The sequence below is a fragment of the Pseudomonas gingeri genome (assembly GCF_013386165.1).
Taxonomy (GTDB): domain Bacteria; phylum Pseudomonadota; class Gammaproteobacteria; order Pseudomonadales; family Pseudomonadaceae; genus Aquipseudomonas; species Aquipseudomonas gingeri_C.
This window is the reverse complement of record NZ_JACAOS010000017.1, coordinates 263929-276169: the sequence shown is the minus strand read 5'-3', so window position 1 is coordinate 276169 and position 12241 is coordinate 263929. Positions and strand designations below refer to the sequence as shown.

Sequence of the window (12241 nt, the reverse complement as noted above, 5' to 3'; positions counted from 1 at the left end):
CATGGCAGAACTGACCACGTTGGCCCGACCTTACGCTAAGGCGGCCTTCGAGCACGCTCAGGCCCACCAGCAACTGGCCAATTGGTCAGCCATGCTCGGCCTGGCAGCAGCGGTGTCGGAAGACGACACCATGCAGCGCGTGCTCAAGGCCCCGCGACTGACGAGCGCAGAAAAGGCCACCACGTTCATTGACGTGTGTGGCGACAAGTTTGATGTCAAGGCACAGAATTTCATCCACGTCGTTGCTGAAAACGACCGTCTCCTGCTGTTGCCGGAGATCGCCGCTCTGTTCGACCTGTACAAGGCCGAACAAGAGAAATCGGTAGACGTGGAAGTCACCAGTGCTTTTGCATTGAACCAAGAACAGCAAGACAAACTCGCCAAGGTTCTCAGTGCACGACTCAATCGGGAAGTGCGCCTGCAAGTTGCGGAGGACGCCGCCCTGATTGGTGGCGTCGTGATCCGCGCCGGCGACCTGGTTATCGATGGCTCGGTTCGCGGCAAACTCGCGAATCTGGCCGAAGCATTGAAATCTTGAGTTTGAAGGGGCAGCAGAGCAATGCAGCAACTCAATCCTTCCGAAATAAGTGAAATTATCAAGGGCCGCATCGACAAGCTCGATGTGACCTCCCAAGCCCGTAACGAAGGCACTGTCGTCAGCGTGTCTGACGGTATCGTGCGGATTCACGGTCTGGCCGACGTCATGTACGGCGAGATGATCGAGTTTCCGGGCGGCGTCTACGGTATGGCCCTCAACCTCGAGCAAGACTCTGTAGGTGCCGTTGTACTGGGCGCTTACACCAGTCTGGCTGAAGGCATGAGCGCCAAGTGCACCGGCCGCATCCTCGAAGTTCCGGTCGGTAAGGAACTGCTGGGTCGCGTTGTCGACGCACTGGGTAACCCAGTTGATGGCAAAGGTCCGCTGAACAACACCGAGACCGACGCGGTCGAGAAAGTTGCTCCAGGCGTGATCTGGCGTAAGTCGGTAGACCAGCCTGTACAGACTGGCTACAAGGCTGTCGATGCCATGATCCCGGTCGGCCGTGGCCAGCGTGAGCTGATCATCGGTGACCGTCAGATCGGTAAAACCGCTCTGGCGATCGACGCGATCATCAACCAGAAAGACAGCGGCATTTTCTGCGTCTACGTCGCTATCGGTCAGAAACAATCGACCATCGCCAACGTGGTTCGCAAGCTGGAAGAAAACGGCGCTCTGGCCAACACGATCATCGTGGCTGCCAGTGCTTCGGAATCTCCTGCGCTGCAGTTCCTGGCACCGTACTCCGGTTGCACCATGGGCGAGTTCTTCCGCGACCGCGGCGAAGACGCGCTGATCGTTTATGACGATCTGTCCAAGCAAGCAGTGGCTTACCGCCAGATTTCCCTGCTGCTGCGCCGTCCGCCAGGCCGTGAAGCCTACCCAGGCGACGTGTTCTATCTCCACTCCCGTCTGCTGGAGCGCGCATCCCGCGTTTCGGAAGAGTACGTCGAGAAGTTCACCAACGGCGCAGTGACTGGCAAGACCGGGTCCCTGACCGCGTTGCCGATCATCGAAACCCAGGCTGGCGACGTTTCCGCGTTCGTTCCGACCAACGTGATTTCCATCACCGACGGTCAGATCTTCCTGGAATCGGCCATGTTCAACTCCGGGATCCGTCCTGCTGTGAACGCCGGTGTTTCGGTATCCCGCGTAGGTGGTGCTGCTCAGACCAAGATCATCAAGAAGCTCTCCGGTGGTATCCGTACCGCTCTGGCTCAGTACCGTGAACTGGCGGCATTCGCCCAGTTCGCTTCTGACCTGGACGAAGCGACCCGTAAGCAACTTGAACACGGTCAGCGCGTTACCGAGCTGATGAAGCAGAAGCAATACGCGCCAATGTCGATTGCTGACATGTCGCTGTCGCTGTATGCCGCTGAGCGTGGGTTCCTGACTGACGTCGAAATCACCAAGGTCGGTAGCTTCGAACAAGCGCTGATTGCTTACTTCAACCGCGATCATGCCGACTTGTTGGCCAAGATCAACGTGAAGGGTGACTTCAATGACGAGATCGACGCTGGCCTGAAGGCTGGTATCGAGAAGTTCAAGGCCACCCAAACCTGGTAAGCCGCAGCGGGAGCCGCGAGGCTCCCGCTTGCTAACCTGATAGGTGTTACATGGCAGGCGCAAAAGAGATTCGCAGTAAGATTGCGAGCATCAAAAGCACGCAAAAAATTACCAGCGCCATGGAAAAAGTGGCGGTCAGCAAAATGCGCAAGGCACAAATGCGCATGGCTGCTAGCCGTCCTTATGCGGAGCGTATCCGCCAGGTAATTGGGCATCTGGCCAACGCCAACCCGGAATACCGCCACCCGTTCATGATCGACCGCGCCGTCAAGCGCGTCGGTTACGTCGTGGTGAGCAGTGACCGTGGTCTGTGCGGTGGCTTGAACACCAACCTGTTCAAGGCCCTGGTCAAGGACATGGCGGTAAACCGCGAAAACGGCGTCGAGATTGATCTGTGTGTTGTTGGTAGCAAGGGTGCGGCCTTTTTCCGCAACTTCGGCGGTAACGTCGTTGCAGCTATCAGCCACCTGGGTGAAGAGCCGTCGATCAACGACTTGATCGGCAGCGTCAAGGTGATGCTGGATGCCTACCTGGACGGCCGTATTGACCGCCTGTCCGTGGTGTCCAACAAGTTTATCAACACCATGACTCAGCAGCCGACCGTGGAGCAGTTGATTCCATTGGTTGCAACCCCGGATCAGCAACTCAAGCACCACTGGGACTATCTCTACGAACCGGACGCCAAAGAGCTGCTTGACGGCCTGATGGTGCGTTACGTGGAGTCGCAGGTCTACCAGGCGGTGGTCGAGAACAACGCGGCCGAACAAGCTGCGCGGATGATCGCGATGAAGAACGCTACCGACAACGCCGGTGATTTGATCAGCGATTTGCAGCTGATCTACAACAAGGCGCGTCAGGCTGCGATCACCCAAGAGATCTCGGAAATCGTCGGCGGCGCTGCCGCGGTTTAACGGTTCAAATATTCAGAGGATCCAGCTATGAGTAGCGGACGTATCGTTCAAATCATCGGCGCCGTTATCGACGTGGAATTTCCACGCGACAGCGTACCGAGCATCTACAACGCGCTGAAAGTACAAGGCGCGGAAACCACCCTGGAAGTTCAGCAGCAGCTGGGCGACGGCGTGGTTCGTACCATTGCGATGGGTTCCACCGAAGGCTTGAAGCGCGGTCTGGACGTTATCGACTCCGGTGCTGCCATCTCCGTACCGGTCGGTAAAGCGACCCTGGGCCGGATCATGGACGTCCTCGGTAACCCGATCGACGAAGCTGGCCCGATCGACACCGAAGAGCGTTGGGGCATTCACCGTCCAGCGCCTTCCTTTGCGGAACAAGCGGGCGGCAACGACCTGCTGGAAACCGGCATCAAGGTTATCGACCTGGTTTGCCCGTTCGCCAAGGGCGGTAAAGTCGGTCTGTTCGGTGGTGCCGGTGTCGGCAAGACCGTAAACATGATGGAATTGATCCGTAACATCGCCATCGAGCACAGCGGTTATTCCGTGTTCGCCGGTGTGGGCGAGCGTACCCGTGAGGGTAACGACTTCTACCACGAGATGAAGGACTCCAACGTTCTGGACAAAGTGGCACTGGTTTACGGTCAGATGAACGAGCCGCCGGGTAACCGTCTGCGCGTAGCCCTGACCGGCCTGACCATGGCCGAGAAGTTCCGTGACGAAGGTAACGACGTTCTGCTGTTCGTCGACAACATCTACCGTTACACCCTGGCCGGTACTGAAGTATCCGCACTGCTGGGCCGTATGCCTTCGGCAGTAGGTTACCAGCCGACCCTGGCTGAAGAGATGGGCGTGCTGCAAGAGCGCATCACTTCGACCAAGAACGGTTCGATTACTTCGATCCAGGCCGTCTACGTTCCTGCGGATGACTTGACCGACCCGTCGCCGGCGACCACCTTCGCCCACTTGGACGCCACCGTCGTACTGTCCCGTGACATCGCCTCCCTGGGTATCTACCCAGCGGTCGATCCACTGGACTCGACTTCGCGCCAGCTGGACCCGAACGTGATCGGCAACGAGCACTACGAAACCGCTCGCGGCGTTCAGTACGTGCTGCAGCGTTACAAAGAGCTGAAGGACATCATTGCGATCCTGGGTATGGACGAGCTGTCGGAAACCGACAAGCAGTTGGTATCCCGCGCTCGTAAGATCCAGCGCTTCCTGTCGCAGCCGTTCTTCGTGGCTGAAGTCTTCACCGGTGCTTCGGGTAAATACGTTTCCCTGAAAGACACCATTGCTGGCTTCAAAGGCATCCTCAACGGTGACTACGACCACCTGCCAGAACAAGCGTTCTACATGGTTGGCGGCATCGAAGAAGCGATCGAGAAAGCCAAGAAACTGTAATCCCGGCGCCCGGCAACGGGCGCTAATTTAGGTTGAGGCAATCAGATGGCTATGACAGTCCATTGCGACATCGTCAGTGCGGAAGGTGAAATCTTCTCCGGCCTGGTCGAGATGGTGATTGCGCACGGTGCACTGGGTGATCTTGGTATCGCCCTGGGTCACGCGCCGCTGATCACTAATCTGAAACCGGGTCCGATCCGCCTGATCAAGCAAGGCGGGGAAGCCGAGGTGTTCTACATCTCCGGTGGTTTCCTCGAGGTTCAGCCGAACATGGTCAAGGTGCTTGCCGATACCGTGCAACGTGCTGCCGACCTGGATGAAGCCTCCGCTCAGGAAGCCGTCAAGGCTGCCGAGAAGGCCCTGAATGAAAAAGGCGCGGACTTCGACTACGGTTCCGCCGCCGCACGTCTGGCCGAGGCGACAGCTCAGCTGCGCACCGTCCAGCAGATCCGCAAGAAGTTCGGCGGTTAAGCCGACGCTTGTTGTGTGATTGATTAAAAAGGGTAGCCTCGGCTACCCTTTTTTCTTTTCCGCGTTTATCACGTGGTCACAACCGCTGACCACCCAGGATTGGTAGCCAGTCATGTCTCTCGAAATCGTTATCCTCGCGGCGGGTCAGGGCACCCGTATGCGTTCTTCGCTGCCTAAAGTGCTGCACCCGGTCGCGGGCAATTCGATGTTGGGACATGTTATCCACAGCGCCCGGCAACTTGATCCACAGCGCATCCATGTGGTGATCGGCCATGGCGCGGATAAGGTTCGCGAGCGCCTGGCCGCCGACGATTTGAATTTTGTCCTGCAGGACCAGCAACTCGGCACCGGTCACGCCGTGGCGCAGGCGGTGCCGTTCATCAGCGCCGACACCGTGTTGATCCTCTACGGTGATGTGCCGTTGATCGAAGTCGAGACCTTGCGCCGTCTGCTGGAGCAGGCCGGCCCCGAGCAGCTTGGGTTACTGACGGTTGAGCTGGCTAACCCTAACGGTTATGGCCGGATCGTGCGTGATGCCGCCGGCAAGGTCGCTGCCATCGTCGAGCAGAAAGATGCCAGCCCGGCCGAGCTGGCCATCACCGAAGGCAACACCGGGATTCTCGCGGTGCCGGCCAAGCGCCTGGGCGAATGGATGAGCCGCCTGTCGAACAACAATGCCCAGGGCGAGTACTACCTGACCGACGTAATTGCCATGGCGGTGGGTGATGGCCTGGTGGTCGCTACCGAGCAACCTCAAGACGCCATGGAAGTGCAGGGCGCCAATGACCGTCAGCAGTTGTCCGAACTGGAGCGGCATTACCAGTTGCGCGCGGGCCGGCGCTTGATGGCACAGGGTGTAACCCTGCGCGATCCGGCCCGTTTCGATGTGCGTGGCGAGGTGACGGTTGGTCGTGATGTGCTGATCGACATCAACGTGATTCTCGAAGGTCGGGTGGTGATCGAGGACGACGTGGTCATCGGTCCGAACTGCGTGATCCGTAACAGCACCCTGCGCAAGGGTGTGGTGGTCAAGGCCAACAGCCATCTCGACGGTGCGATCATGGGCGAGGGCAGCGATGCCGGTCCGTTCGCTCGCCTGCGCCCGGGCAGCGTGCTCGACGCCCGTGCCCATGTGGGTAACTTTGTCGAGCTGAAGAATGCGCACCTGGGCGAAGACGCCAAGTGCGGGCACCTGACCTACCTCGGCGATGCCGAAGTCGGCGCGCGGACCAATATCGGTGCCGGCACCATCACCTGCAACTATGACGGGGTGAACAAGCACCGGACGGTGTTGGGCGCGGACGTCTTCATCGGCTCCAACAATTCGTTGGTGGCGCCTGTGGATATCTCTTCGGGTGCCAGCACTGCGGCGGGTTCGACCATCAACCAGAATGTCGGTGAGGGACAGTTGGGGGTGGCCCGTGCTCGCCAGCGCAATATCGATGGCTGGAAGCGCCCGGTGAAGATCATCAAGCCCTGAGTTATCCACAGTGGCGTGAATGGGTTATTTATCCACAGTCTGATTCATTTCACTTGACTAAGTTTCGGTTCGAAGGCTTTATAGCGGCAATTATCTTTCGAATCGAAACTTAAGTGACCATATCGAAACGTAACACCCCACAACGCCGGCACAATATCCTGGCCATGCTCAATGACCAGGGGGAAGTCAGTGTGGACGAGTTGGCTCGGCGCTTCGAAACCTCCGAGGTGACGATTCGCAAGGACCTCGCGGCGCTGGAAAGCCACGGCTTGTTGATGCGGCGCTATGGCGGTGCGATCACCATTCCCCACGAACTGTTCAGCGACCCGGCCCAGGCCGTTTCCCGCTACAAGCAGGCCATTGCCCGCGCCGCTGTCGGGCGTATCCGTGAGCACGCGCGTATCATTATCGACAGTGGCAGCACCACTGCCGCGATGCTCCCGCAACTGGGCCAGCAACCCGGCCTGGTGGTGATGACCAACTCCCTGCATGTCGCCCGGGCCCTCAGCGAACTGGAACACGAACCTGTTCTGCTGATGACCGGTGGTACCTGGGACCCGCATTCCGAGTCCTTCCAGGGGCAGGTCGCCGAGCGGGTCCTGCGTTCCTACGACTTCGATCAGTTGTTCATCGGCGCCGACGGCATTGATCTGGAGCGTGGCACCACCACCTTCCACGAACTGCTGGGGCTGAGCCGGGTGATGGCGGAGGTCGCCCGCGAAGTAGTGGTCATGGTCGAGTCAGACAAGATCGGCCGCAAGATTCCCAACCTGGAACTGCCCTGGAGCAGTATCCATACCCTTATTACCGATGATCGTTTGCCCAAAGAGGTACGCGAACAGATTCAGGCCCGTGGCATCACTGTCATTTGCGCGGTTGCCAGCCAGGAGAAATAGAGCATGTGTGGAATTGTCGGAGCAGTTGCTGAACGTAATATCACGGCCATCCTGGTCGAAGGCCTGAAGCGTCTGGAATACCGCGGCTACGACAGCGCCGGTGTCGCCGTTTTCAGTCATAACGGCACGCTGGAACGTACCCGTCGCATGGGCAAGGTCAGCGAACTGGAACAAGCCCTGGCCGGCGCGCCGTTGGCCGGTCGCCTGGGGATTGCCCACACCCGTTGGGCGACCCATGGCGCGCCGTGCGAACACAATGCCCACCCGCATTTCTCCGGCTCCGATATTGCTGTGGTGCACAACGGCATCATCGAGAACCACGACGTGTTGCGCGAGCAGCTCAAGGGTTTGGGTTATGTCTTCACCTCGGAAACCGACACCGAAGTCATTGCCCACCTGCTGAACCACAAGTTCAAGGAACTGGGCGACTTGACCAAGGCCTTGAAAGCCACCGTCAAGGAGCTGCATGGCGCCTACGGTTTGGCAGTGATCAACGCCCAGCAACCGGATCGCCTGCTGGCGGCCCGTAGCGGCAGCCCGCTGGTGATCGGCCTGGGCCTGGGAGAAAACTTCCTGGCCTCCGACCAACTGGCGCTGCGTCAGGTCACCGACCGCTTCATGTACCTGGAAGAGGGTGACATCGCCGAGATCCACCGCGACAGCGTGCAGATCTGGGACGTCGAAGGTCGTCAGGTCGAGCGCGAAGCCGTGCAGTATCGCGACAGCGCAGAATCGGCCGAGAAGGGCGCGTTCCGCCATTTCATGCTCAAGGAAATCCACGAGCAACCGACTGTGGTTCAGCGCACCCTGGAAAACCGCCTGGGTCCGAACCAGGTCCTGGTCCAGGCGTTCGGCCCCGAGGCGGCCGCATTGTTCGCCAAAGTGCGCAATGTCCAGATCGTTGCCTGTGGCACCAGTTATCACGCGGGTATGGTTGCCCGTTACTGGCTCGAAGGCCTGGCGGGTATTCCGTGCCAGGTCGAAGTTGCCAGTGAGTTCCGCTACCGCAAGGTGGTGGTGCAGCCGGATACCTTGTTTGTCGCCATCTCCCAGTCCGGCGAAACCGCCGACACCCTGGCGGCCCTGCGCAACGCCAAGGAGCTGGGTTTCCTCGGCAGCCTGGCGATCTGCAACGTCAGCATCAGCTCGTTGGTCCGTGAGTCGGACCTGACCTTGCTGACCCAGGCCGGTCGCGAAATCGGCGTGGCGTCGACCAAGGCCTTCACCACCCAACTGGTGAGCCTGCTGCTGTTGACCCTGGCCCTGGGCCAGGTGCGTGGCAGCTTGGCCGAAGGTGTCGAGGCGGAGTTGGTAGAAGAGCTGCGTCGTCTGCCGACTCGCCTGGGCGAGACCCTGGCCATGGACACCAAGGTCGAGAAAATCGCCGAGCTGTTCGCCGACAAGCACCACACCCTGTTCCTCGGTCGTGGCGCGCAATACCCGGTGGCGATGGAAGGCTCGCTCAAGCTCAAGGAAATCTCCTATATCCACGCCGAAGCCTATCCGGCGGGCGAGCTCAAGCACGGTCCGTTGGCGCTGGTGGACAACGACATGCCGATCGTGACCGTTGCGCCGAACAACGAACTGCTGGAGAAGCTCAAATCCAACCTGCAGGAAGTGCGGGCCCGGGGTGGTCAGTTGATCGTGTTCGCCGATGAGCACGCCGGTATGGTGAATGCCGAAGGCACTCACGTCATCACCATGCCGCACATCCATGACACCCTGGCGCCGATCCTCTACACCATCCCGCTGCAGTTGCTGTCGTACTACGTGGCCGTGCTCAAGGGCACGGACGTCGACCAGCCGCGTAACCTGGCGAAGTCGGTGACGGTGGAGTAAGGCTGCGGATTCAGTCGCTCTCTAAAAAAGCCGCCTTTCGAGGCGGTTTTTTTTTGCCTGCGATTTTAGGCTCGGCGTTTTCTGCTTCCTTGTTGGTGCAGGAAACGGTGGGCGCCCTCCAGGTACGGTAAAAAAACTATGCGGAGACTCTGCTAGAGGTGCTAGGAATTAGGAGTGGTCCTACACGAAGCAAAGCTGAAAGGCCCTGGGGAGGCGCTGTGGATAAGTCGAAAATAGGGGTTGAATACGGTCGGCTCATACTGATGAAATCGACTGAATCCGAGAGCTTCAATCGATGTAAGGGAACCTGTTGTGTGAGGAAAGTACTGGTCTGATCATCTGAAGGCTCTTCATATTGAGATTGAAGGGGTATGTTGGCTGCTAGGCCATCTGCAGCCCCATACTCAGACCTTGGTCGTTCCAACGGTTGAAGGACATCCTTCTGTAGCCCTGACGTTGCATTTTGAATACAGCTCCCATTGTGTCAGTGCTGGCCCAAAGCAAAACCAGGCCATTGATTTCCAGGCACTCGGGCATGAGCGCATGGTTATCGATCATCGTAAGGTCCGCCGTGTGTTTCACTCGGGACGACACGCATTGTCCTTTTTGCTTCCGGATATCATTGCGAGCATTGCCAACCGGCGCTGCTTCTTTACGGGGAGAGAGAATTTTCTGACTCTGGAACTTGGCAGCGCAATGTCGGGAAAAACGGTGGGTGTGCACTATGAGATCTACTTCAATGTGCGTAAGGGAGAAGGCAAAAACGCGCTCAGAGTGTTCATTGAAAGCGCTTATAGGCGGGATGAGGACGCTGACAACCGACCAGTGAATTTCAAGAAGGCCGACAAGATCAGGGCCTGGAAGCTGTTCTTGAATACGGTGCGGAGTGCCTCGATCAAAGCGGCGCGAAACAGTGCTTTGAGCATGAGGAAGAAAGGGTAGTGGGTGTAGAAAAAGCAAACCCCCAATGAAGGGGGTTTCGCGGAAGCCCTTAGGGGGTTAACCCATCAACCGGCACGACCGAGAACCAATGGCGGCATCTGAACACTTCAACCTGAAAGGCAGAAGCTCCGTATATATCCAGACCGTTTCAGGCTAATGAAAATCGACTGGCCCGTCAATGGCGGATACCTATTCCATCGTGAAGGCGTATCCGGTCTGATTTTGTCAGTGCGTATGCATTCTGGTATCCGCCAACGAGGCCTATAACAGCTGAATGCCTCTGGACATTTGAATTCGCGCAAGCAACGCTGTCCGATCTTTTTGCGCCTGGTACGGTAAGCCGGGTACGCGTTTTTTCAGCCATGACCGAGGGGAATTCAATGCCGTTTGTGACGATCGATGGGCAACCGCTGCATTTTCTCGACCAGGGTGCAGGCGAGGTGGTGGTGCTGGGCTCCAGCTACCTGTGGGACAGCGGCATGTGGGCACCGCAGATCGCGGCGCTGTCGCAACACTATCGGGTGATTGTGCCGGAGCTCTGGGGCCATGGGCAGTCAGGGCCGCTACCGGAAACGACTCGCAGCCTCGATGATCTGGCCAACCAGGTACTGGCTTTGCTGGACCACCTGGAGATTCAGCGTTTCACCCTGGTCGGCCTGTCGGTCGGCGGCATGTGGGGCGCTCGCCTGGCCCTGGCGGCGCCCGAGCGTGTGCGCGGCCTGGTGTTGATGGACACCTACCTCGGTGAAGAACCCGCACCGACCCAACAGTCGTATTTTTCGATGCTGAAAGTGATCGGCGACGCGGGCAGCATTCCGCCACCTTTGCTCGATGTGATCGTGCCGATTTACTTCAGGCCGGGTGTCGATACGCAACTGCCGTTCTATCAGACGTTTCGCACATCGCTGACCACCTGGTCCGCCGATCGCTTGCGTGACAGCATCGTCCCCATGGGGCGGTTGATCTTCGCCCGCGATGACCGTCTGGCCGCACTGGCAGGCCTGGATGCCGGCAGCACCCTGGTGATGTGCGGCGAGCAGGACAAACCACGGCCGCCGAACGAAGCCCGGGAAATGGCTGAGTTGATCGGCTGCGATTACATCGGGATACCGGAGGCGGGGCATATTTCCAGCATTGAAAACCCGACGTTCGTGAACGATGCGCTGTTGGCCTTTCTCTCAAAGTTGCCTGCGTAGTTATCCCGACCCGCAGTAGGAGCGAACGATCAGTCCATGGACCGATTCCAGGAAATGCAGGTGTTCGTCGCCGTTGCCCAGGAACAGGGCTTCGCGGCGGCGGCGCGGCGTCTGAGTCTCTCGGCGCCGAGCATCACCCGGGCAGTGGCGGCGCTGGAAAAACGTATCGGTGCGCAGTTGCTCGTGCGTACCACGCGTAATGTGCACCTGACCGAACCCGGACAACGTTATCTGGAAGACTGTCGACGTATCCTCGCCGCGATGGAGGAAGCCGAAGCCTCGGCCGCCGACAGCCATGCGCGCCCCAGCGGTCAACTGACCATGACCGCGCCGGTGCTGTTCGGCGAGTTGTACGTCACACCGGTGATGGTGCAATACCTTGCGCAGTATCCGGCAGTGGATATCAATGCGCTGCTGCTGGACCGCGTGGTGCCCATGGTCGAGGACGGCATCGATGTTGCGGTGCGGATCGGTGAGTTGCCCGACAGTGGTTATCACGCCGTCAGGGTAGGGCAGGTCCGTCGGGTGGTCTGTGCTTCGCCGGCCTATCTGGACCGGCAGGGACGACCCAGGCATCCGGACGAGTTGCGTCAGGCGCAGATCGTCATGGCCGCGTCGGCTTCGCAGGTCAGGAGCTGGCAGTTCCTCGATGGTGACAAACCCTTGAGCATCCGTCTGGAACCGCGCTTGGCGCTGACGGCGAATCGGGCGGCGATCCACGCCGCCTGCCTGGGTCTTGGCTTGACCCGGGTGCTGTCTTATCAAGTTGCGGACAAGCTGGCGACCGGTGAGTTGGAGATCGTGCTGGAAGATTTCGAGTTTGCGCCGCTGCCAATCCATGTGGTGTATCAAGGTGGCCGTACGGCATCTGTGCGGGTGCGCAGTTTTGTCGACTTCGTGGTCGCGGCCTTGCGCGAACACCCGAACCTGAAAGGCTGAGCAGCATTTCAAATTCTGAAAGAATGGATTGCCGTTTCTGGTGATTCTGTTGTTTTCGC

General features: G+C 59.0%; 11 protein-coding genes. All 11 read left to right on the top strand.

What is annotated here, in order from left to right; genetic code table 11:
- Nucleotide 1 precedes the first annotated feature (1 nt).
- Nucleotides 2–538 carry a F0F1 ATP synthase subunit delta gene (locus tag HX866_RS21455; protein WP_103497159.1) on the top strand — a complete coding sequence of 179 codons (537 nt, stop codon included), beginning with the start codon at nt 2–4 and terminating at the stop codon, nt 536–538.
- Between the two features lie 21 nt (nt 539–559).
- Nucleotides 560–2104, top strand: a complete 1545-nt coding sequence (gene atpA / locus HX866_RS21450; protein ID WP_177093898.1) for a F0F1 ATP synthase subunit alpha — start codon at nt 560–562, stop codon at nt 2102–2104.
- A 50-nt stretch (nt 2105–2154) separates the two neighbouring features.
- On the top strand, nt 2155–3015 hold the full coding sequence (atpG, locus tag HX866_RS21445; protein ID WP_100939908.1) for a F0F1 ATP synthase subunit gamma: 861 nt from the start codon (nt 2155–2157) through the stop codon (nt 3013–3015).
- A 27-nt stretch (nt 3016–3042) separates the two neighbouring features.
- Nucleotides 3043–4419, top strand: a complete 1377-nt coding sequence (gene atpD, locus HX866_RS21440; RefSeq protein WP_177093899.1) for a F0F1 ATP synthase subunit beta — start codon at nt 3043–3045, stop codon at nt 4417–4419.
- 45 nt (nt 4420–4464) lie between these two features.
- Nucleotides 4465–4890, top strand: coding sequence for a F0F1 ATP synthase subunit epsilon (locus HX866_RS21435; protein WP_177093900.1), 426 nt, complete (start codon nt 4465–4467; stop codon nt 4888–4890).
- Between the two features lie 112 nt (nt 4891–5002).
- Nucleotides 5003–6370 (top strand): bifunctional UDP-N-acetylglucosamine diphosphorylase/glucosamine-1-phosphate N-acetyltransferase GlmU, encoded by a 1368-nt coding sequence (gene glmU, locus HX866_RS21430; RefSeq protein WP_177140379.1) that lies wholly within the window; start codon nt 5003–5005, stop codon nt 6368–6370.
- A gap of 119 nt (nt 6371–6489) precedes the next feature.
- On the top strand, nt 6490–7266 hold the full coding sequence (locus HX866_RS21425; RefSeq protein WP_177093953.1) for a DeoR/GlpR family DNA-binding transcription regulator: 777 nt from the start codon (nt 6490–6492) through the stop codon (nt 7264–7266).
- Nucleotides 7267–7269: 3 nt separating this feature from the next.
- On the top strand, nt 7270–9105 hold the full coding sequence (gene glmS / locus HX866_RS21420; protein ID WP_177093902.1) for a glutamine--fructose-6-phosphate transaminase (isomerizing): 1836 nt from the start codon (nt 7270–7272) through the stop codon (nt 9103–9105).
- Nucleotides 9106–9516: 411 nt separating this feature from the next.
- The gene (locus HX866_RS21415; RefSeq protein ID WP_256344966.1) at nt 9517–10047 is read left to right on the top strand and encodes a hypothetical protein; all 531 of its coding nucleotides are present in this window, start codon (nt 9517–9519) and stop codon (nt 10045–10047) included.
- Nucleotides 10048–10427: 380 nt separating this feature from the next.
- Nucleotides 10428–11243, top strand: a complete 816-nt coding sequence (locus tag HX866_RS21410; RefSeq protein WP_177140378.1) for an alpha/beta fold hydrolase — start codon at nt 10428–10430, stop codon at nt 11241–11243.
- A gap of 36 nt (nt 11244–11279) precedes the next feature.
- Nucleotides 11280–12182 (top strand): LysR family transcriptional regulator, encoded by a 903-nt coding sequence (locus tag HX866_RS21405; protein ID WP_177093904.1) that lies wholly within the window; start codon nt 11280–11282, stop codon nt 12180–12182.
- Nucleotides 12183–12241: the final 59 nt, after the last annotated feature.

Excerpts from the sequence above, each read along its gene's own strand:
- glmS (WP_177093902.1), top strand. The coding sequence starts at position 7,270 with ATGTGTGGAATTGTCGGAGCAGTTGCTGAACGTAATATCACGGCCATC.
- HX866_RS21410 (WP_177140378.1), top strand. The coding sequence starts at position 10,428 with ATGCCGTTTGTGACGATCGATGGGCAACCGCTGCATTTTCTCGACCAG.
- glmU (WP_177140379.1), top strand. The coding sequence starts at position 5,003 with ATGTCTCTCGAAATCGTTATCCTCGCGGCGGGTCAGGGCACCCGTATG.
- atpA (WP_177093898.1), top strand. The coding sequence starts at position 560 with ATGCAGCAACTCAATCCTTCCGAAATAAGTGAAATTATCAAGGGCCGC.
- HX866_RS21405 (WP_177093904.1), top strand. The coding sequence starts at position 11,280 with ATGGACCGATTCCAGGAAATGCAGGTGTTCGTCGCCGTTGCCCAGGAA.
- atpD (WP_177093899.1), top strand. The coding sequence starts at position 3,043 with ATGAGTAGCGGACGTATCGTTCAAATCATCGGCGCCGTTATCGACGTG.
- atpG (WP_100939908.1), top strand. The coding sequence starts at position 2,155 with ATGGCAGGCGCAAAAGAGATTCGCAGTAAGATTGCGAGCATCAAAAGC.
- HX866_RS21435 (WP_177093900.1), top strand. The coding sequence starts at position 4,465 with ATGGCTATGACAGTCCATTGCGACATCGTCAGTGCGGAAGGTGAAATC.
- HX866_RS21455 (WP_103497159.1), top strand. The coding sequence starts at position 2 with ATGGCAGAACTGACCACGTTGGCCCGACCTTACGCTAAGGCGGCCTTC.